This is a genomic window from Streptomyces caelestis (assembly GCF_014205255.1).
Classification (GTDB): domain Bacteria; phylum Actinomycetota; class Actinomycetes; order Streptomycetales; family Streptomycetaceae; genus Streptomyces; species Streptomyces caelestis.
In genome coordinates this window covers 3311119-3330894 of sequence record NZ_JACHNE010000001.1, presented here as the reverse complement: position 1 = coordinate 3330894, position 19776 = coordinate 3311119, and the positions used below count along the sequence as shown (strand labels likewise).

At 70.3% G+C, this 19776-nt stretch carries 18 protein-coding genes, 1 tRNA gene and 2 pseudogenes; 12 read left to right on the top strand and 9 right to left on the bottom strand.

From position 1 onward, the window contains the following. Positions 1-87 precede the first annotated feature (87 nt). The 5 genes and pseudogenes from HDA41_RS15065 to HDA41_RS15045 all read left to right on the top strand — a co-directional run bounded on the left by HDA41_RS15065 (position 88) and on the right by HDA41_RS15045 (position 3355). Positions 88-1254, top strand: a complete 1167-nt coding sequence (locus HDA41_RS15065; RefSeq protein WP_184984254.1) for an SUKH-4 family immunity protein — start codon at positions 88-90, stop codon at positions 1252-1254. A gap of 99 nt (positions 1255-1353) precedes the next feature. Further along, positions 1354-1842, top strand: coding sequence for a DUF6083 domain-containing protein (locus HDA41_RS15060; RefSeq protein WP_184984252.1), 489 nt, complete (start codon positions 1354-1356; stop codon positions 1840-1842). A gap of 142 nt (positions 1843-1984) precedes the next feature. Continuing rightward, positions 1985-2434 (top strand): annotated as a pseudogene (locus HDA41_RS15055) (tyrosine-type recombinase/integrase); the annotation flags it as partial. Positions 2435-2673: 239 nt separating this feature from the next. Continuing rightward, positions 2674-2988 (top strand): hypothetical protein, encoded by a 315-nt coding sequence (locus tag HDA41_RS15050; RefSeq protein ID WP_184984251.1) that lies wholly within the window; start codon positions 2674-2676, stop codon positions 2986-2988. A 10-nt stretch (positions 2989-2998) separates the two neighbouring features. Beyond that, positions 2999-3355 (top strand): hypothetical protein, encoded by a 357-nt coding sequence (locus HDA41_RS15045; RefSeq protein ID WP_184984250.1) that lies wholly within the window; start codon positions 2999-3001, stop codon positions 3353-3355. Between the two features lie 201 nt (positions 3356-3556). Here the strand turns inward: HDA41_RS15045 and HDA41_RS15040 are convergent. Further along, a tRNA-Cys gene (locus tag HDA41_RS15040) sits at positions 3557-3628 on the bottom strand. Positions 3629-3823: 195 nt separating this feature from the next. On the opposite strand from HDA41_RS15040, the gene HDA41_RS15035 reads away from it, so the two are divergent. From HDA41_RS15035 to HDA41_RS15020, 4 genes are all read left to right on the top strand, one after another. Next, positions 3824-5299 carry an MFS transporter gene (locus tag HDA41_RS15035; protein ID WP_184984249.1) on the top strand — a complete coding sequence of 492 codons (1476 nt, stop codon included), beginning with the start codon at positions 3824-3826 and terminating at the stop codon, positions 5297-5299. A 157-nt stretch (positions 5300-5456) separates the two neighbouring features. Continuing rightward, positions 5457-7256 (top strand): DEAD/DEAH box helicase, encoded by a 1800-nt coding sequence (locus tag HDA41_RS15030; protein WP_184984248.1) that lies wholly within the window; start codon positions 5457-5459, stop codon positions 7254-7256. Positions 7257-7542: 286 nt separating this feature from the next. Beyond that, the gene (locus tag HDA41_RS15025; RefSeq protein WP_184984247.1) at positions 7543-8184 is read left to right on the top strand and encodes an IclR family transcriptional regulator; all 642 of its coding nucleotides are present in this window, start codon (positions 7543-7545) and stop codon (positions 8182-8184) included. A gap of 87 nt (positions 8185-8271) precedes the next feature. Beyond that, entirely contained in the window at positions 8272-9063 is a 792-nt protein-coding gene (locus tag HDA41_RS15020) for a S16 family serine protease (RefSeq protein ID WP_184984246.1), read from the top strand. Here the strand turns inward: HDA41_RS15020 and HDA41_RS15015 are convergent. The 6 genes and pseudogenes from HDA41_RS15015 to HDA41_RS14990 form a co-directional block, all read right to left on the bottom strand. Continuing rightward, a complete protein-coding gene (locus tag HDA41_RS15015) occupies positions 9060-9239 on the bottom strand; it encodes a hypothetical protein (RefSeq protein WP_184984245.1) in 180 nt (59 codons plus the stop codon). The two genes, HDA41_RS15020 and HDA41_RS15015, sit on opposite strands and share 4 nt — an antisense overlap. Before the next feature lie 13 nt (positions 9240-9252). After that, the gene (locus tag HDA41_RS15010) at positions 9253-9828 is read right to left on the bottom strand and encodes an ArsR/SmtB family transcription factor (protein WP_184984243.1); all 576 of its coding nucleotides are present in this window, start codon (positions 9826-9828) and stop codon (positions 9253-9255) included. A 51-nt stretch (positions 9829-9879) separates the two neighbouring features. Further along, positions 9880-10840 (bottom strand): annotated as a pseudogene (locus HDA41_RS15005) (glycine betaine ABC transporter substrate-binding protein). After that, the gene (locus HDA41_RS15000) at positions 10837-11658 is read right to left on the bottom strand and encodes an ABC transporter permease (RefSeq protein WP_184984239.1); all 822 of its coding nucleotides are present in this window, start codon (positions 11656-11658) and stop codon (positions 10837-10839) included. The pseudogene HDA41_RS15005 and the gene HDA41_RS15000 overlap by 4 nt, the downstream one beginning before the upstream one ends. Next, positions 11655-12914, bottom strand: a complete 1260-nt coding sequence (locus HDA41_RS14995) for a betaine/proline/choline family ABC transporter ATP-binding protein (protein ID WP_184984237.1) — start codon at positions 12912-12914, stop codon at positions 11655-11657. Before HDA41_RS14995 ends, HDA41_RS15000 begins: the two co-directional genes overlap by 4 nt. Beyond that, on the bottom strand, positions 12907-13554 hold the full coding sequence (locus HDA41_RS14990) for an ABC transporter permease (protein WP_184984235.1): 648 nt from the start codon (positions 13552-13554) through the stop codon (positions 12907-12909). Before HDA41_RS14990 ends, HDA41_RS14995 begins: the two co-directional genes overlap by 8 nt. A gap of 229 nt (positions 13555-13783) precedes the next feature. Here HDA41_RS14990 and HDA41_RS14985 point away from each other — a divergent pair, with 229 nt between their 5' ends. After that, positions 13784-15022: an RNA-guided endonuclease InsQ/TnpB family protein gene (locus HDA41_RS14985; protein WP_184984233.1), complete on the top strand. Its 1239-nt coding sequence runs from the start codon at positions 13784-13786 to the stop codon at positions 15020-15022. On the opposite strand, the gene HDA41_RS14980 is transcribed toward HDA41_RS14985, so the two are convergent. Continuing rightward, positions 15019-15504 carry an Lrp/AsnC family transcriptional regulator gene (locus tag HDA41_RS14980; protein ID WP_184984231.1) on the bottom strand — a complete coding sequence of 162 codons (486 nt, stop codon included), beginning with the start codon at positions 15502-15504 and terminating at the stop codon, positions 15019-15021. The genes HDA41_RS14985 and HDA41_RS14980 overlap by 4 nt on opposite strands. Positions 15505-15627: 123 nt before the next feature. Here HDA41_RS14980 and hppD point away from each other — a divergent pair, with 123 nt between their 5' ends. After that, positions 15628-16773, top strand: coding sequence for a 4-hydroxyphenylpyruvate dioxygenase (hppD, locus tag HDA41_RS14975; protein WP_184984229.1), 1146 nt, complete (start codon positions 15628-15630; stop codon positions 16771-16773). Positions 16774-16823: 50 nt separating this feature from the next. Here hppD and HDA41_RS14970 read toward each other — a convergent pair whose 3' ends face one another. Next, a complete protein-coding gene (locus HDA41_RS14970; RefSeq protein ID WP_184984227.1) occupies positions 16824-18275 on the bottom strand; it encodes a tetratricopeptide repeat protein in 1452 nt (483 codons plus the stop codon). Positions 18276-18366: 91 nt separating this feature from the next. Between HDA41_RS14970 and HDA41_RS14965 the strand changes: the two genes are divergently transcribed. Further along, positions 18367-19773: an FAD-binding oxidoreductase gene (locus HDA41_RS14965; RefSeq protein WP_184993410.1), complete on the top strand. Its 1407-nt coding sequence runs from the start codon at positions 18367-18369 to the stop codon at positions 19771-19773. The last annotated feature ends 3 nt before the right edge of the window (positions 19774-19776 follow it).

Sequence of the window (19776 nt, the reverse complement as noted above, 5' to 3'; positions counted from 1 at the left end):
GGCAGTGGGGGACGGCTGCCGGGCCTGGCCGGGCGGTCTGCCGTGCTCCGCCAAGGGGACGGTGAGCAAGCACATGCGGGGGAGCCCATGAGTACGACCGACGCCGGTTCCGCGGTGATCACCCTGACCGAGTCCGAACTGGATCCGTGGGTGACGCACGCGTCGACGCGGCACTGGCTGACCGGGCCCGGACTGCCGGGCGACAGCGGCGTGCTGAGCTTCGCCGAGCTGGGCCGGGAGGGTCTGCGCACGGTGGCGGACTCGACGGGCGACCCGGAGGACCGGCTGTCGGCGGAGCTGCGCGAGCAGCTCGTGATAGGCGGACTGCTCGGCCCCGGAGGCCTGGAGACGGAGTCGGTCCTGCTGGACGGCGCGACGGGCGAGATCTCCACGACGTACTTCCTGCACGACCGCCCGGACCTGATGGACCGCCGCCCCCTGGCGCCCTCGCTGCGGACGCTGGTGCGCTTCGCCGAGGCGACGGACGAACTGGCGGGCCTGCGCGGCCAGTTCGCCTCCTATGCGGGCCGCTTCGGTCCGAAGGCGGTGGCGGAGGCCTCCCAGCACCTGCTGGCGGTGTTCCGGGACGGGACGGACGGCGAGCCGGCCCCGTTCTGGAAGATGGCGGCGCTGATCCGCCCCCTGTCCCTGGTCGCGGGCCGGTCCGGCGCATCCGGCCTGTCCCTGGACCTCCCGCACCGCCTCCTGGACCAGGAGTTCGGCCCCGGCAAGGTGGCCCGCTTCGAGGACGTCGACTTCCCCGCGACCCTCACGCACGAGCCGACCCGCCGCTTCCTGCGCGAGGTCGGCCTGCCGGAGGACGCCTGCGTCTTCTCCCTGGACACGGACGTCCCCCTGGCGACGCTCGCGGAGTACCACGCCGACACGGACGGCCCGACGGAACTCCCCTCCGGCGCCCACCGCCTGATACGCCTCGGCCACCTCGTCGAGGGCAACAGCCTGGTCGTCGACGGCGCGACGGGCGCGGTTCTGAACTGGTGCGAGCCCGAGGCGACGCTGTACCCGCTGAACACGGATGTGTCGACCCTGGCCTTCACGCTCTGGCTGCTGCACCGCGAGCGGGCGATCGACGCCCAGGCGGACCACGAGCTGACGACCGACACCTACGACCAGCTGGCCATGACGATGCTCCAGGTCCTGTCGGCGGTCGATCCGACGGGCGTCATGGCGGGCAGCTCGGGCCGCCACTACTGGACGGACGCGTTCCAGGACGAGGCGGGCGGGGTGTTGTAGGAGCGGGGTCCGCCTCACCTCGTCCCCCACCCGACTGCTCCCATTGCGCCCTGATTGCGCCCTACCCCGCTCCTGAACGGCACCCACATGCTCGGTCCCATGGGGGAAACAGCCGAGTCGAGCATCATCCCGTTACCCGACCCCGACGGACACCGGCAGCGGCCACCGGGGGCGCCGCAGCCGTGGGAGAAGACCGACCGGGCCCAGGCCGCGATGGAAGGCGCCACTGGCCCCGAGCCGCCCGCTCCACCCGTCTGCCCCAACTGCGGGCTTGTCGGTGACCGGCGTGTCACCTACTACGGCCGGCACGTCCTCCTCGAACCGGACATGCCGGTGCCCGCGCACATGGTGCCCGCCTGGCACCGCTGGTACCTGGACTCCAACGGGACGGCATGGAACAGCCGCGAGGACGAGCCCGCGCTCGGTGCCGTGTGCCGTGTGCCGCACCGGATCGCCTGTCCCGGGCTGCGGCTCGAGGAGATCGGCCTCTGGCGGTGGCTGGACGCCGTGCGGGCGGAGAACGCGCGCAGGGCGTGGCGACAGGCCGACGAGGAAAGCGGACCGGGAGCGCTTCCCGACGCCGGCTGACGCCGTGACCGTACGAACGGGCTGCAACTCCACGTGGGTCATGTTCTGCCCGACCGGCGGTCTCTGCCCGGCAGGCTGGTGAAGAGGCCCGGCGACCTGGACCCGGTCGGCAATGCCGTCTCCCACCGGCACGCCGCGGTGACGACGACGAAGCCATCCTGTACTGAACACCAAGTCTCGTGCCGGCCGTCGCGCGGTCGGCCTCCCGGAGCAACTGGTGGACCTATTGAAGGCGCACCAGAAAATTCAGGAAGCCGAGCGCGCGGCAGCGGGAAAGGACTGGGTCGAAGGCGGCTGGGTGTTCCCCGATGAGCGTGGGCGCATCGCGTCCCACCGCAAGGACTGGTCCGAGTGGAAGGAGCTGTTGAAGACGGCCAATGTTCGTGACGCGCGACTACACGACGCGCGCCACACCGCTGCCACGGTCCTGCTCATCCTCGGAGTTCCTGAGCGCGTCGTCATGGGCCTCATGGGATGGTCGACTACCGCCATGGCCGCTCGGTATCAGCACATGGTCGACGCGGTGCGGGCCGAGGTAGCGAGGCAGGTTGACAGCCTCATGTGGAAGTCGGGCGACGAGCGGCCGTCCTAGCTAGTGAGGGAAGCCCGGGGCACCCGTGCCCCGGGCCCGAAGTGAGAGAAACGCCTACTGGGCCGGTGTAGCGCTCCATGAGATGGCGGGTATTAACTAGCCTTTCATGAAGCAATTATTGAATGGGTTACAAGCGGGTCTTGCGCGGTTGCGTAAATAGCCGAGCGGTGGTGTCCTGAAGGTAGAGGTGTGTAGTAGATGAGGGAAGGGGGGCGATTGAATTGGTCGCCGTCTTGACGATGGAAAGATTGCGCTGCGAGGATCCACAGGATTCCGACATCGATGAGATAATGATTCAGGCCAATGGTAGGCAAGTCTGGCCTTTCTCTGGATTCTTCTCTATCGGTGCAGGGCTAGAGGTTCCAGTAGGTGTTGACTTCGCCTTCAATGGTGAAGTCACAGTTGTCCTCTTCGATCAGGAGAACATAGGGTCCGATGACGACCTTGGCGGAGTCATTATTTCCGAGGGTGACACGAACGGCCCAGAGCGGTTCGATATTGCTGGGGACGACTTCCACTACGTTCTGACCTATCGAGTGAAGGTTGTCGACTGAGGTGAGGAAGGTGACGATCATGGGCGAAAAAGTCATGAAGCTCTTGAAGCTGCGGTGCAATGACACCGACGACGATAACGTCGATGAACTCTTCATGTTCCACAACGGAACAAGGTTCTGGCCGCCTTCGGGTACCTTCGCCATGGTGCAGGCTACCGAGATCCCGTTCAATACGCTCTTCACGTTCGGCCCAGATGAAGGCAAGCGGATTAGCCTGCGGGATGACGAGAGTCCGCTCGGTTCCGACTCGCTCGGCTTTGTGGACGTATCCCGCTTTGAGCCCAACGGAGAGCACTCAAAAACCTTCGTGGGCGGCTCTGGCGGGGACTACACGCTGACGTACCGCCTCGGGGACCTAGACATCTAGATCGCCCGGAGCCGACGCAGGATGCCAGACCGGCTGAGTCTCTGTAGGTGCGGTTCGGGACCGTCGGCGCCCAAGGCCAGGTTTCGGCTTTGCCGCGTCGGATGTCAGACAGTGTAAATAAGACGAGAGCTGAGACGGACGGCAGAAAGGGCGGCACCCCGCAGGGGTGCCGCCCTTTGGTTTTACCTGGTCACACACCAAAGGCCGTAGCGGGATTCGAACCCACGTAACTCGCTTTGCAGGCGAGCCCCTGAACCACTCGGGCACACGGCCTTGTTCGCACTCGATGTCGTGACTGTAGGGCGCGGGTGAGGCAGGGCTCAAGGGCATCCGGACCGGTGCAACGTGACTGCCATACGCAGTTCATGAACGGGGGTGGCCGAGAGGAGGGGTGTACGACCAAGGTCTCAGCGTGGGACCGTCTCGCGACAGGGGTAACAGTGGCCCGTGGGCCTTACGCTGACGGGCATGAGTGCCCCGAAGCCGCCCGACGCGGATGTCGTAGGTGCCGATGAGCTGCCCTCCGTCGCCGAGGTGGACGAGACCGTGCTGGGGCGGCCTTATCGGGCGCTGAGCTTCGGGATCGTCTCCGTCGTGCTGCTCATCGCGTTCGAGGCGACGGCGGTCGGTACGGCGATGCCCGTCGCCGCGCGGGAGTTGGACGGGGTGTCGCTGTACGCGTTCGCGTTCTCCGGGTACTTCACCACCAGCCTGTTCGGGATGGTGCTCTCCGGGCAGTGGTCGGACCGGCGTGGGCCCCTCGGGCCGTTGGCGGCGGGCATCGCCTCCTTCGGGGCCGGACTGTTGCTGTCGGGGACCGCGGGGGCGATGTGGGTGTTCATCCTGGGGCGAGCCGTGCAGGGGCTCGGCGGCGGGCTGGTGATCGTCGCGCTGTACGTCGTCGTCGGGCGGGCGTATGCGGAGCGGCTGCGGCCGGCGATCATGGCCGCGTTCGCCGCGAGCTGGATCCTGCCGTCGATCGTCGGCCCGCTCGCCGCCGGCACGGTGACCGAGCAGCTCGGGTGGCGATGGGTGTTCATCGGGATACCCGTACTCGTGGTCTTTCCGCTCGCGCTCGCACTGCCGCAGATACGGCGCCGGGCGTCCGGACCGGTGCCGGCGGCCGAGCCGGAGTCGGAGCCCGCCGCTCCCGGCCGGCCCCCCTCCCTCAACCGCCGCCGCATCCGCCTGGCCCTGGCCATCTCCCTCGGCGCCGGCCTGCTCCAGTACGCCGCCCAGGACCTGCGCCCGTTCGCGCTCGTGCCCGGCGCCGCCGGACTGGTCCTGCTGGTACCCGCCGTGCTCGGGCTGCTCCCGCGCGGCACCTACCGGGCCGCTCGCGGGCTGCCCTCCGTCGTGCTGCTGCGCGGCGTCGCCGCGGGGTCCTTCATCGCCGCGGAGTCCTTCGTGCCGCTGATGCTGGTGACGCAGCGCGGGCTCAGTCCGACGCTGGCCGGGTTCTCGCTCGCCGCGGGCGGCGGGACGTGGGCGCTGGGCTCGTGGGTGCAGTCGCGGCAGCGGTTCGAGCCGTACCGGGACCGGCTGACGACCCTCGGCATGCTGCTGGTGGCGGCGGCCATCGCCACCGCACCGAGTGTGCTGATCGCCTCCGTGCCCGTCTGGACCGTGGCCGTCGCCTGGGCCTTCGGCTGCTTCGGCATGGGCCTCGTCATCTCCTCGACGAGCGTGCTCCTGCTCCAGCTCTCGGCCCCCGAGGAGGCCGGCACCAACTCCGCCGCCCTGCAGATCTCCGACGGCCTCTCCAACGTCCTCCTGCTCTCCGCCGGCGGCGCCGCGTTCGCCGCCCTCGGCGGCGGCACCGCGACCCACACCACCGCCGACACCACCGGCTCCCATCCGGCCGCCTTCGCCGCGGTGTTCCTGCCGATGGCGGTGGTGGCGCTGGTGGGGGCCTGGGTGACCACGCGGCTGCGGGAGCGGTGAGGACCGCTTCCCGGCTGTGACGTGAATCCCACCCTGGCGTGACCCGGCCTGGTCCGCGCATGGACAGTGGCGGGCCGCCGGTAGGGTGGCCCGGTTGTCATACGTAGCCGAGCCGTCAGGCTCCCTCGAACGAGCCGCCCGACCCCCAACGGAGACCGTGACTACCACCGCCGGCACCAGCTCTGCCTCGCACCACCTGTCCCCGGCGTTCCCCGGCCGCGCCCCCTGGGGTACCGCAAGCAAACTGCGCGCCTGGCAGCAGGGCGCGATGGAGAAGTACATCCAGGAGCAGCCGCGGGACTTCCTGGCGGTCGCCACCCCCGGCGCCGGCAAGACGACCTTCGCGCTGACGCTGGCGTCCTGGCTGCTGCACCACCACGTCGTGCAGCAGGTCACCGTCGTGGCCCCGACCGAGCACCTGAAGAAGCAGTGGGCCGAGGCCGCGGCCCGGATAGGCATCAAGCTCGACCCTGAGTACAGCGCCGGGCCGCTCGGCAGGGAGTACCACGGGGTCGCCGTGACGTACGCCGGTGTCGGCGTGCGGCCGATGCTGCACCGCAACCGCGTCGAGCAGCGCAAGACCCTGGTGATCCTCGACGAGATCCACCACGCCGGTGACAGCAAGTCCTGGGGCGAGGCCTGTCTGGAGGCCTTCGAACCCGCCACCCGGCGACTGGCCCTGACCGGTACGCCCTTCCGGTCCGACACCAACCCCATCCCCTTCGTGACGTACGAGGAGGGGAACGACGGAATCCGGCGGTCCGCCGCCGACTACACCTACGGATACGGCAACGCGCTCGCCGACAACGTCGTCCGGCCGGTCATCTTCCTTTCCTACAGCGGCAACATGCGCTGGCGCACCAAGGCCGGTGACGAGGTCGCCGCGCGGCTCGGCGAGCCCATGACCAAGGACGCCATCAGCCAGGCCTGGCGGACCGCCCTCGATCCCCGCGGTGAGTGGATGCCCGCGGTGCTGCGCGCCGCCGACCACCGGCTGACCGAGGTCAGGAAGGCCATCCCGGACGCCGGTGCGCTCGTCATCGCCTCCGACCAGGAGTCGGCGCGCGCGTACGCCAAGCTGATCCGCGAGATCACGGGCAGCAAGGCGACCCTCGTGCTGTCCGACGACTCCGGCGCCTCCGAGCGGATCGACGAGTTCAGCGCGAACACCGACCGGTGGATGGTCGCGGTGCGGATGGTGTCCGAGGGTGTCGACGTGCCGCGGCTGGCGGTGGGTGTGTACGCGACGACCATCTCGACGCCGCTCTTCTTCGCGCAGGCCGTCGGCCGTTTCGTACGGTCCCGGCGGCGTGGCGAGACGGCCTCCGTGTTCCTGCCGACCGTGCCCGACCTGCTCTCCTTCGCCAACGAGATGGAGCGCGAGCGCGACCACGTCCTCGACAAGCCCAAGAAGGAGGGTGAGGAGGACCCGTACGCCGAATCCGAGAAGGAGATGGAGGAGGCGAACAAGGAGCAGGACGAGGACACCGGCGAGCAGGACATGCTGCCCTTCGAGGCGCTGGAGTCCGACGCCGTCTTCGACCGGGTCATGTACAACGGCGCCGAGTTCGGCATGCAGGCCCACCCGGGGAGCGAGGAGGAGCAGGACTACCTCGGCATTCCCGGGCTGCTGGAGCCCGACCAGGTCCAGCTGCTGCTCCAGAAGCGGCAGGCCCGGCAGATCGCGCACAGCCGCAAGAAGCCGGACGAGGAGGCCGACCTGCTCGAACTGCCCGCCGAGCGGCGCCCGGTCGTCTCCCACAAGGAGATGATGGAGCTGCGGCGGCAGCTCAACACGATGGTCGGCGCGTACGTCCACCAGAGCGGCAAGCCGCACGGTGTGATCCACACGGAGCTGCGGCGCGTGTGCGGGGGGCCTCCGGCGGCGGAGGCGACGGCGGGGCAGTTGCGGCAGCGGATCGCCAAGGTCCAGGAGTGGGCCACGCGGATGAAGTGACGGTGCGCGTGGCCGGCGCGCATACCACCGCAAAGGTGAGCAGTACGCGCCCACCGGTGCCCGGATTCTGGACGGAGCCTTCCGCTCAGCGAACCCCCTTCGCTACTGTCCGGCTACGCACACGCCCCGTGGCAACGCCGCCGCGGAGCGCAGCCGTGAAGCGACGCGGTCCGGACAGGCCGGGCCGCCGGCCGATCGGCGGCCTCTGAAGGGCGTTGCCGACGGGACTCGGTGACGCACCCGACCGCCAGAGGGCCGCCGACCTCACCACTAAGGAGTGGGCGTCGTGACCGCGGAGACCTCCCAGACGCTCGACAGAGGACTGCGTGTCCTCAAGCTGCTCGCCGACACGGACCACGGGCTGACCGTGACCGAACTCTCCCTCAAGCTGGGCGTCAACCGGACCGTGGTGTACCGGCTGCTCGCCACGCTGGAACAGCATGCGCTCATACGCCGTGACCTGGGCGGACGTGCCCGGGTCGGGCTCGGGGTGCTGCGTCTGGGGCGGCAGGTCCATCCCCTGGTGCGGGAGGCCGCGATGCCGGCGCTGCGGTCGCTGGCCGAGGACATCGGCGCGACGGCGCACCTGACCCTCGTCGACGGGGCGGACGCGCTGGCGGTGGCCGTGGTGGAGCCGACCTGGACGGACTACCACGTCGCCTACCGGGCCGGGTTCCGGCACCCCCTGGACCGGGGCGCCGCGGGCAAGGCGATACTCGCGGCCCGGCAGCACCCGATGGCGGACCCGGGCTACACCCTGACCCACGGGGAGCTGGAGGCCGGCGCGTGCGGGGCGGCGGCCCCGTTGCTGGGCGTGACGGGCGTCGAGGGCAGTGTGGGCGTGGTGATGCTGGCGGACGTGGTGCCGGAACGGGTGGGGGCGAGGGTCGTCGAGGCGGCGCGAGAGGTCGCGGACGCGCTGCGCTGACCTGTGCGGGACCCCCCTGCCGGGCCCCTGTCAGGCCGTGGGTGACCTGGACCCGGCCGGATTCCACGCCCGCGTTAGATTGATCCCGTGTTCTCTCGCCTCACACGCCCCCAGGCCATCGCCGTCTGCGCCCTGCCCGTCGTGGCTCTGCTCGCCACGGCGGTGACCGCGCCGCTGCCGTTCTCGGTGGCGCAGCCCGGGCAGACGACGAACGTGCTCGGCGAGAACAAGGGCGACCCGGTGATCACCATCTCGGGCGCACCGGCCCGGGACACCCGGGGCCAGCTGCGGATGACCACCATCGTGGCGACCTCACCGAACACCCGGGTCTCGCTCCCGAAGATCCTCGACAGCTGGTTCCGCACGGACCGGGCGGTCATGCCGCGCGACGCGATCTACCCGAGCGGGGACACCGTCCAGGAGATCGAGCGGCACAACGAGAAGCAGATGAAGCAGTCCCAGGACGCGGCGACCCAGGCCGCGCTGAACTATCTCGGCCTCGACGACAAGGACGTCAAGGTCGGCCTGAAACTCGCGGACGTGGGCGGGCCCAGTGCCGGGCTGCTGTTCTCCCTGGGAATCATCGACAAGCTCGACGGCGACGGCACCGGCGGTGATCTCACCGGGGGCCGTGTCATCGCCGGCACCGGCACGATCGCCGCCGACGGCACGGTCGGGGCGGTGGGCGGCGTCGCCCTCAAGACCCAGGCCGCCAAGCGTGACGGGGCCACCGTGTTCCTCGTCCCGAAGGCGGAGTGCGCGGACGCGCGGGCCGAACTGCCGAAGGGCCTGCGGCTGATTCCCGTGACCACGCTGAAGAGCACGGTGAGTTCCCTGGTGGCCCTGGAGACGGGGAAGGGGTCCGTGCCCAGCTGTTAGTGGACGGCGGCTGCCGTCCCCGGCCGGGTGGCGAGCCGTAATCCGACCTCTACGAGGGTCCAGCCGAGGCGCATACGGAGATCTTGCCGGCGCCCGGTAGTGGGGTGGGTGTCGGCCTCGGAGCGGAGTTCGGCGGCGCGGGCGTGGTGCAGGGCGAGGTGGATGTCGGGGTGCATGGGGGATGGCCTCTCACAGCGTCGTCTGGCTGGGGAAGACGTGCGTGTGGACGCGCACCGTTTCCGCGTCCGGGGTGCCCTCGGGCAGAGGGCGGTAGCTCTGGACCAGGTCGTGCATCTTGCCGATCAGCTCACGGGCGAGTTCGGGAGTGAGCCGCAGGGTGAAGTCGCTCAGATCGGTGGCGCCGTCCCATGCCTCGGCCCAGTCGTTCGCGGTGCCGAGCCAGGTCGCGACCTCTCGGGTGTGCACGTTCGCGAGCTCGTAGCGGAACATGGCGACGGCTCCGCGCACGGCCGGATCCGGGTCCTTGATCAGGGTCTCGTCGAGTTGGACGCCCTGGTCCACCGCCTTCCACCAGCGCTCCCGTCCCTTGCCGCGCTCCGGATCGTCCGCCACGAACCCGTGCGCGGCGAGCTGCCGTAGGTGGTAACTGGTCGCGCCACTCGACTCGCCCAGTTTCTCCGCCAGCTGGGAGGCGGTGGCGGGACCACCGCGCCGCAGCGCGATCAGCAGCTGCATCCGCAGGGGATGAGCCAGTCCGCGGAGGGAGCGGGCATCGAGCAATCGGGGAGCCGGTTCTTCGGGCATGCATGCAAAGGTAACCTTGCAAAGGTTCCTTTGCAACGGCTTCTTTGTATGTCACCCCTCCCCGACCAACCCCTCCTCCACCATCCACTCCAGCGCCACCTGATGCGGATCCTCCCCCTCCACATCCACCTTCGCGTTCAGCGTCCGCGCCACCGTGTTGTTCAGCCGCTCCGTCACCGGATCCAGGACGTCCACGATCGCCGGCCACTCCTTCAGCGTCCTCGCGTTGATCATCGGTGCGGCGTCGTAGTGGGGGAAGAACCCCCGGTCGTCCGCCATGACCGCCAGGTTCATGGAGTTGATGCGCCCGTCGGTGGTGAACACCTCCCCGTACGGACAACTCCCCTTCGACGTCTGGGTGTAGATGATCCCCGTGTCCATCTGCGTGACGTTCCGCGCCGGCAGCTTCATCCCGTACGCCTGCTGCATGCCCGGCAACCCGTCCGCCCGGTTCGCGAACTCGACCTCCACGCACAGCTTCACCACCCCCGGGTCGGACTTCGCCAGCTCCGCCACGTCCGACAGGGTCTTCGTGCCGTACTTCTTCGCGTTCTGGCGGCTCATCGCCAGCGCGTACGTGTTGTTCAGGGACGACGGCCGCAGCCAGGCCAGCCCGTTCGCCGCGTCGGCCTTCCGCACCGCCTCCCACTGCTCGTGCGGATCGGTGATCGGCTCGCTGTGCCCCAGGTACGTGATCCAGGCCGTGCCCGTGTACTCGTACCCGGCGTCGGCGTCGCCCTTGCGGACGGCCTCGCGGCTGCCGACAGAACCCTGGATGCCCGTCCGGTCGAGCACCTCCGCGCCGGCCGCCTCCAGGGCGATGCCCATGATCGCGCCGAGGGTGAGCCCCTCGGTGAACGACTTCGACGTCACCGTCAGGCGCGCGCCCTTCAACGGCTCGCCGCGCCCGACCGACCCGGGCCGCACGTCGTCCGCCATGGGGGAGCCGCTGGTCAGGCCGCAGCCCGCGACGAGCAGCCCCGGCTGCCGCCAGGCACAGACGCCGTCTCATGGCTGAAGCCCTCGCGGCCGCAGGAGCACTTCCGCCAGCGAGGCCAGCCAGTCCACCAGCAGCGCCAGGACCACCGTGAGGACCGAGCCCAGCACCAGCACCGGCATCCGCTGGTTGGTGATCCCGGTCGTGATCAGCACGCCCAGTCCGCCGCCCCCGCCGAAGACCGCCAGGGTCGCCGTGCCGACGTTCAGGACGAGGGCCGTGCGGACACCCGCCAGGATCAGTGGGACCGCGAGGGGAAGCTCCACCCGGGTCAGGACTCCCACGGGCGACATGCCGATGCCCCGCGCCGCCTCCAGCAGCGTCGGGTCGTTCGCCTTCAGGCCGGTGATCGTGTTCGACAGCACGGGCAGGACGGCGTACGCGATGATGCCGATCAGGGCGGCCCTGCGGCCGATGCCCAGCCAGATGACGAGGAGCGCCAGCAGGCCGATCGCGGGGGTCGCCCGGCCCGTGTTGGCGAACGCCATCATCACCGGGGTGGCCCTGCTGAACGCCCGGCGGGTCAGCAGGATCCCCAGCGGGATCGCGATGATCAGCACGAAGAACGTGGAGATCGCGGTCAGCTGGACGTGCTGCCACAGGGCCTTCGAGACCTGGCCGCCCGACAGGGCGTTCCGGGACAGCGCGTCCAGGTCGGCCTGCTCGAACCAGAGCCAGGTGGCGAGCAGTACGGCCACCAGGGCGCAGGGCAGGACGGTCAGCTGCTGCCCGCTGACGCGTCGGGGCGGCGGGCCGGGTGACGTCCGGGGCGCCTCGGCCTCCGGTCCGGTCCCCTGCTCGGGGGCGGTTCGCAGCGGCCCGGGAGCGGTCACCGCGTCCCTCCGAGGCCGCCCACGCCCGTGACGCTCCCGCCGCCCTCCTGCTCCGCGTGCGTCTGCGCCGCCCGCGGTTCCTCCAGCTCGTGCTGGTGCTCCAGTGCGTCGAGCCGGTCGGCCTCCAGCATGCCGTGCACGGAGTTGAGGAGCGTCTCCATGTCGACGACGCCGGTGTACTCACCGCGCCGCCCCGTCACCGCCACCCGCCCGGTGTTGTCGGTGAGCACCGCCTCCAGGGCGTCCCGCAGCGTCGCGTCCCGGGTCACCGTGTCGCGCACCGGTGTCCCGGCGCGGGCCAGCGAGCCCCGAGCCCGCATCAGGTCGCCGCGCCTGAGCCACTTGTAGGGGCGGCCGCGCCGGTCGAGCAGCAGGACCTCGCTGGTGCCGCCGGCCCGCAGCCGGTTGAAGATCTGCTGCCACGAGTCGTCGATCGTCACCGTCGGATAGTCGGTGATCTCCACATCCCGTACGCGGGTCAGGTTCAGCCGCTTCAGCGCCGCCCCGGCGCCGACGAACCCGGACACGAAGTCGTCCGCCGGGTTGGTGAGGATGGCCTCCGGGGTGTCGAACTGCGCGATGCGGGACCGTTCGCGCAGGACGGCGATCCGGTCGCCGATCTTGATCGCCTCGTCGAAGTCGTGCGTGACGAAGACGATCGTCTTGCGCAGCTCGTGCTGGAGCCGGATCAGCTCGTCCTGGAGATGGTCGCGGGTGATCGGGTCCACCGCCCCGAACGGCTCGTCCATCAGCAGCACCGGGGGATCGGCGGCCAGAGCCCGTGCCACGCCCACACGCTGCTGCTGGCCGCCGGAGAGCTGGCGCGGATAGCGGCCGTGGAACTCGCCGGGGTCGAGGCCGACGAGGTCGAGCAGTTCCTCGGTCCGCGCCCTGATCCGCGCCTTCGGCCAGCCGATCATCCTCGGTACGAGGGCGATGTTCTGCGCGACCGTCAGGTGCGGGAAGAGCCCGGCGGACTGGATCGCGTAGCCGACCTTGCGGCGCAGCCTGACCGGATCCATGTCGGTGACGTCCTCACCGCCCATGCGGATACGGCCGCCGGTCGGCTCGATCAGCCTGTTGATCATCTTGAGCGTGGTCGACTTGCCGCAGCCCGAGGGGCCGACGAAGACGACGACCTCGCCCGCCTTGATCTCCATGCTCACGTTGTCCACGGCCGGCTGGGCGCCGCCGGGGTAGCGCTTGGTCAGGTTCTCCAGCTCGATCGAGACCCCGTGGCCGTCGGTCTCAGGCACGGATCCCCCTGGGAATGGTCAGCCGCCCGATCAGGACGTACGCGGCGTCGAACAGCAGCGCCAGCACGATGATGCCGAGCGTGCCCGCGAGGACCTGGTTGAGCGCGTTGGCGCTGCCCAGCGAGGCGAGGCCGCGGAAGATGACGTTGCCGAGGCCGGGGCCCGAGGCGTACGCCGCGATGGCCGCGATGCCCATCAGCATCTGCGTCGCGACCCGGATGCCGGTCAGGATCGGCGGCCAGGCCAGCGGCAGCTCGATCCGCAGCAGCCGGGCCGGCCGGGACATCCCGATGCCGGTGGCCGCGTCCACCAGCGACGGGTCGACCCCGCGCAGCCCGACGATCGCGTTGCGCACGACCGGCAGCAGCCCGTACAGCGTCAGCGCGATCACCGTCGGCGCCACGCCCAGCCCCACGACCGGGATGAGCAGACCGATCAGGGCGAGCGCCGGAACGGTCAGGACCGTGGCGGTGGCCGTGGTCGCGAGGTTCCCGGCCCACTCGCTGCGGTACGTGACGACGCCGATCAGGACCCCGAGCACGGTCGCGACGACCATGCACTGGAAGACGGCGCTCGCGTGCTGGTAGGCGTCCGTGAGCAGCTGCTGGTGCCGGCCGGCCAGATACTCCCAGAAGTTCACACGCGCTCACCCCTAGACTTCAGCGAATTCTTGCCAGGCACCCCGGGCGTTTACGCCCGGGAGAAATCACATACCCGTGGCTGCGGCGCGGAGCGCCGCAGCATCACTGTGTCGGCTCGGCCGGGGAGCGGTCGGGTGATGTGAGCGCGTGGTCGGTTGAGCCACTCGATGTGATGAACGCGGCCGAACGCGTGGTGGCATCTCGTACGGGTGCCTACGATCAGTGATCGTGAAGCTGGTGGTGCAGGTCAAACTGGAGCCGATGCCCGGACAGGCGGCGGCGCTTGAGGCGACCCTGCGCGCCTGTAACGAGGCCGCCACCTGGGTGAGTGAGATCGCTTTCGAGCGCGGGGAGTTCAAGAACTTCCCCCTGCGCAAGCACACCTACGACGAGGTGAAGTCGAGGTGGACCCTGGGCGCGCAGGCCGCCCAGCACGTGATCAAGAAGACCTGTGACGCCTACACCACGCTGAAGGCGAACCTGAAGGCCGGCAACCTCGGCAAGCCCGGCTCGAAGCGCTACCGCAAGGCCACCGAGAAGCCTCTCGCCTTCCGCCCCCAGGGCGCCCAGCCCTACGACGACCGGATGCTCTCGTGGCAGATCGCCGAGCGCACGGTGTCGGTCTGGACCACGTCGGGGCGGGTCAAGAACGTGGCCTTCACCGCCTCGGTGGAGCAGCTCGCCACGCTCGCCCTGTACCGCAAGGGCGAGTCCGACCTGCTGGAACGCGACGGCATGTGGTTCCTCAGCGCCACCTGCGAGGTCCCCGAGGCGGAGCTGAACACGGCTCCGGCGGACTTCCTCGGCATCGACCTGGGCATCGTGAACATCGCCACCACATCCGACGGCGAGATCATGGCCGGGCGCGAGCTCAACCGCGTCCGGGTCCGTGAGCGCGGCCTGCGCACCGAACTGCAGAAGAAGAACACCCCGTCCACGAAACGGCGCCTGAAGAAACGCAGGCGCAAGGAGGCGCGGCGGGCGAAGGACATCAACCACAAGATCGCGAAACATGTGGTGGCCGAGGCAGAACGCACCGGTCGCGGAATCGCCCTGGAAGGGTTGACGGGCATCCGTGAGCGGGTACGGCTTCGCAAGCCCCAACGGGCCACCCACTCCTCCTGGGCGTTTCACCAGCTCGGAGAGTTCATCGCGTACAAGGCCCGCAAGGCCGGGGTGCCAGTAGTGCACGTCGACCCGGCGTACACCTCGCGCACCTGCGCCGAATGCGGGCACATCGACAAGGCGAACCGGGTCTCCCAGGCCTTCTTCGCATGCCGGAACTGCGGATTCGTTGATCACGCAGACCGGAACGGCTCCCGTAACATCCGCGCCCGCGCGTGGGAGTCGTGGCGACGCGGGGCCCAGTCAACGGCCCCCGCCCCACCCCGGACATACCGGGGTGAGGCTGGACGCAAACGCAGCATCACAGCCAGTGATGCCCGTTGTGCAAGCCCGGGACCTTAGCCCCGGGTAGTTGACGTCTCCTCCGCGGCCTGCTCCACCAGCGGGATGATCCGCAGCGGAACGGGGTTCTCCATGACGATCGCCGTGGAGGCCCGGACGATGCCATCAAAACCGACGACCCGGTCGATCACACGCTGGAGATCGGCGTTCGAGCGGGCCACCAGCCGGCACAGCATGTCCCCGCTGCCGGTGGTGGTGTGCAGCTCCAGCACCTCGGGCACGGTCGCCAAGTGGGCGCGTACGTCGGCGCCTTGGCCCTGCCGGATCTGGAGCGTCGCGAACGCCGTGACCGGGTAGCCGAGCGCCGCCGGGTCCACCTGAGGGCCGAAGCCGCGGATGACTCCGTTCGACTGAAGCCGGTCGAGCCGCGCCTGCACGGTGCCCCGGGCCACGCCGAGCCGCCGGGACATCTCCAGCACCCCGATCCGCGGCTCCCGCGCCAGCAGCAGGATGATCCGGCCGTCCAGATGATCGATCGCCACAGCAGCCTCCCGGCATGGTCATCCTGTACAGAAGCGCCGTCGATACGGCCGTGTTGCTGAACAGATTGCCCAGTGGAAACGCAAACTATTGCGCACGTTGCCGAGCGGGGAGACCCTGCGGCTATGACGCAGACCACACACCACACTCCCGACACCGCCCGGCAGGCCGACCCCTTCCCGGTCAAGGGAATGGACGCGGTCGTCTTCGCCGTGGGCAACGCCAAGCAGGCGGCGCACTACTACTCCACCGCCTTCGGCATGAAGCTGGTCGCCTACTCCGGACCGGAGAACGGCAGCCGCGAGACCGCTGCTTACGTGCTGGAGAACGGCTCCGCCCGCTTCGTCCTCACCTCGGTCGTCAAGCCGTCCACCGACTGGGGCCACTTCCTCGCCCGGCACGTGGCCGAGCACGGCGACGGCGTCGTCGACCTGGCCATCGAGGTGCCCGACGCACGCGCCGCCTTCGCCTACGCCGTCGAGCACGGCGCCCGCCCGGTCGCCGAGCCGTACGAGCGCAAGGACGAGCACGGCACGGTCGTCCTGGCCGCGATCGCCACGTACGGCGAGACCCGCCACACCCTCGTCGAGCGCTCCGGCTACGACGGCCCCTACCTGCCGGGCTACGTCGCGGCCGAGCCGATGGTCGAGCCGCCCGCCCACCGCACCTTCCAGGCCATCGACCACTGCGTCGGCAACGTCGAGCTCGGCCGGATGAACGAATGGGTCGGCTTCTACAACAAGGTGATGGGCTTCACGAACATGAAGGAGTTCGTGGGCGACGACATCGCCACCGAGTACAGCGCGCTGATGTCGAAGGTCGTCGCCGACGGCACGCTCAAGGTCAAGTTCCCGATCAACGAGCCGGCCATCGCCAAGAAGAAGTCCCAGATCGACGAGTACCTGGAGTTCTACGGCGGCGCGGGCGTCCAGCACATCGCGCTCAACACCAACGACATCGTCCGGACGGTCCGCACCATGCGCGCGGCCGGCGTCGAGTTCCTGAACACGCCCGACTCCTACTACGACACGCTGGGGGAGTGGGTCGGCGAGACCCGCGTCCCGATCGACACCCTGCGCGAGCTGAAGATCCTCGCCGACCGCGACGAGGACGGCTACCTGCTGCAGATCTTCACCAAGCCGGTCCAGGACCGCCCGACCGTCTTCTTCGAGATCATCGAGCGTCACGGCTCGATGGGCTTCGGCAAGGGCAACTTCAAGGCCCTGTTCGAGGCGATCGAGCGCGAGCAGGCCCGCCGCGGCAACCTGTGATCCGATCGCCCCGGTAAACTCGTGCGGGTGTCGCGGGGCACCCGCACGCCTCACTCCTGGCCCGGCTCCGGCAGCCCCTCGTCCATCTTTGGCAGCTTCTCGTTCGGCGGTTCGCCCAGCGCCTTCGCCGCCGCCTTCGCCGCGCGGGCGTGTAGGGGCGAGAAGCGCGGGTTGATGCGGAGCGCCTCCGCGAGGTGCCGCCGGGCCGCGCCGTACCGCTGCAGGTCCCGTTCGATCATGCCGCGGTGGTACGCGTACGCCGCGCTGCGCACCCCACCCCCCTGCTCGCCCTCCGTAGCCCGAACCGCGAAGCGCAAGGCCTTCTCCGACTCCCCGGCCCGGTGCAGGGCCCAGCCCAGAGCGTCGGCGACCTCGGTCCCCGGCTGGCGGTGCCACTGCGCCCGCAGCCGCCGCACCGCCTCCTGCGGATCGCCGTGGTCCGCCTCGAACTGACCCAGCACCAGCTCCTCGTCGGCTCCGCCCGCGGCGGCGTCCCGCACCCGCTCGCGCAGCAGGTCGTACTGCACCCGGGCGGCCTCCGGCATCCCCAGCGACTCGTACAACTCGCCCAGCTCCAGGGCGTACCGGGGGCAGGGCTGCTTGGTGAGAGCCACCCGGTACGCGGTCAGCGCCTCCGTCGTCCGGCCCAGGGCCGCCAGCACTCTGCCCTGCCCGGCCTGCGCCGCCCACTGGTCCGGGTCGAGGCGCACCGCCTCCTGGAAGTGCCGCAGCGCGTCCTGAAGGTCTCCGCGTTCCCAGGCCAGCTGCCCGGCCCGCTCCAGGTAGGCCGCCCGCTCGGCCGGTGCCCGCGCGCCCGCCGCCGCGTCCGCCAGCGAGGCCGCCGCGTCCTCCCGCCAGCACCGGTCCCGGTAGACGGCCGCGGCCCGCGCCAGCACGGCGGGACCGGAGCGCAGCTCCGTCAGCCGGTCCAGCGTCCGCTTGGCCGCCGCGTGCTCGCCGAGCCCGGTGTAGGCGTCGATGAGCAGCGGATACGTCACCCACCGCCGGGGCTCCAGCTTCAGCGCCGCCTCGCCCCAGCGGCGCGCGGCGGGGAAGTGCCGGCGCGCGTTGGCCAGCGCGGCCAGCACGGCCAGGGCCCAGGTGTTCCGCTCCGGCCGCACCTTCAGCGACGTACGCAACGCCTTCTCGGCACGCGGGTAGTACGCCGGGTCCGCCAGCCGCCGCGCCCGCTCCACGTAGGCCGCCCCGAGCACCGCCCAGGACCGCGCGTCCCGCGGATGGGTCCGCAGCCGCTTCTCCCGCTCGTCGATCAGCTCCGCCAGGTCGGGCAGTGCGGCCGGCACCCCGGCGGTGACCGCCGCCATGGCCAGCGCCCCCGGCGACGGCGGAGCGGGCTCGGCGGGCCGCTCCCACGGCAGCAGCACCAGCACCCCGCCGAGCACGGCACACCCCGCGACGCAGGCGAGCACCACCCGCCGGGTGCGCAAGCGGCCCTTCGGGCTGCTCTGCCGCCGCTGGGGACCCTCCTGCTGGTTGTCCATGGCGCTCACTGTGCGTCAGTACGACACCACACCCGGGCAGGTGAAGGGTGCCGCCGACGGGGTTCACACCTATGGCCCCGGGTGCGAACCTGTGATCATGAGCCGTATCGAAGCGCACAGCGACGAAACGACCGGCAACCTGATCGACCTCCTGGTCAGCGGTCTGCCCGCCGAGGCCGTCCTCACCGATCCGGACGTCACGGCCTCCTACGCCCACGACATGGCGAGCTTCTGCCCGGCCGGTGCCCCGGCCGTGGTCGTCCTGCCCCGCACGGTCGAGCAGGTCCAGCACGTGATGCGCGCCGCCACCGCCCTGCGCGTCCCGGTCGTCCCGCAGGGCGCCCGCACCGGACTGTCCGGCGCCGCGAACGCCTCCGACGGCTGCATCGTGCTCTCCCTGACCAGGATGGACCGGATCCTGGAGATCAACCCGGTCGACCGCGTCGCCGTCGTCGAACCCGGCGTGATCAACGCCGCCCTCTCCCGGGCCGTCGGCGAACACGGCCTGTACTACCCGCCGGACCCCTCCAGCTGGGAGATGTGCACCATCGGCGGCAACATCGGCACGGCCTCGGGCGGCCTGTGCTGCGTGAAGTACGGGGTCACCGCCGAGTACGTCCTCGGACTGGACGTCGTACTGGCCGACGGGCGGCTCATGTCCACCGGCCGCCGCACCGCCAAGGGCGTCGCCGGGTACGACCTGACCCGTCTGTTCGTCGGTTCCGAGGGCTCGCTCGGCATCGTCGTACGGGCCGTGCTCGGCCTGCGTCCCAAGCCGCCCGAGCAGCTCGTGCTGGCCGCCGAGTTCGCCTCCGGGGCCGCCGCCTGCGACGCCGTGTGCCGCATCATGGAGGGCGGCCACGTCCCGTCACTCCTCGAACTCATGGACCGTACGACGGTCAAGGCCGTCAACGACCTGGCGCAGATGGGTCTCCCGGAGAGCACCGAGGCTCTGCTGCTCGCCGCCTTCGACACCACCGCCCCGGCCGCCGACCTCGCTGCCGTCGGCGCGCTGTGCGAGGCCGCCGGCGCCACCCAGGTCGTACCGGCCGACGACGCGGCGGAGTCCGAACTGCTCCTCCAGGCGCGGCGGTTGTCGCTCACCGCGCTGGAGGCGGTCAAGGGCGTGACGATGATCGACGACGTGTGCGTGCCCCGCTCCCGGCTCGCCGCGATGCTCGAAGGGGTCGACCGGATCGCCGAGAAGTACCAGCTCACCATCGGGGTCGTCGCCCATGCGGGGGACGGCAACACCCACCCGACGGTGTGCTTCGACCAGGCGGATCCCGACGAGTCCCGGCGCGCCCGCGAGTCCTTCGACGAGATCATGGCCCTCGGCCTGGAACTCGGCGGCACCATCACCGGCGAGCACGGCGTCGGCGTGCTGAAGAAGGAGTGGCTGGCGCGCGAGATCGGCCCCGTGGGGATGGAGATGCAGCGGGCCGTCAAGCAGGCCTTCGACCCGCTGGGCATCCTGAACCCGGGCAAGCTGTTCTGAATC

What these genes read in the sequence shown, in the direction of transcription:
- HDA41_RS15065 (WP_184984254.1), top strand. Translation starts at nt 88, where the DNA reads ATGAGTACGACCGACGCCGGTTCCGCGGTGATCACCCTGACCGAGTCC.
- HDA41_RS15060 (WP_184984252.1), top strand. Translation starts at nt 1,354, where the DNA reads ATGGGGGAAACAGCCGAGTCGAGCATCATCCCGTTACCCGACCCCGAC.
- HDA41_RS15050 (WP_184984251.1), top strand. Translation starts at nt 2,674, where the DNA reads ATGGAAAGATTGCGCTGCGAGGATCCACAGGATTCCGACATCGATGAG.
- HDA41_RS15035 (WP_184984249.1), top strand. Translation starts at nt 3,824, where the DNA reads ATGAGTGCCCCGAAGCCGCCCGACGCGGATGTCGTAGGTGCCGATGAG.
- HDA41_RS15015 (WP_184984245.1), bottom strand. Translation starts at nt 9,239, where the DNA reads ATGCACCCCGACATCCACCTCGCCCTGCACCACGCCCGCGCCGCCGAA.
- HDA41_RS15010 (WP_184984243.1), bottom strand. Translation starts at nt 9,828, where the DNA reads ATGCCCGAAGAACCGGCTCCCCGATTGCTCGATGCCCGCTCCCTCCGC.
- hppD (WP_184984229.1), top strand. Translation starts at nt 15,628, where the DNA reads ATGACGCAGACCACACACCACACTCCCGACACCGCCCGGCAGGCCGAC.
- HDA41_RS14970 (WP_184984227.1), bottom strand. Translation starts at nt 18,275, where the DNA reads ATGGACAACCAGCAGGAGGGTCCCCAGCGGCGGCAGAGCAGCCCGAAG.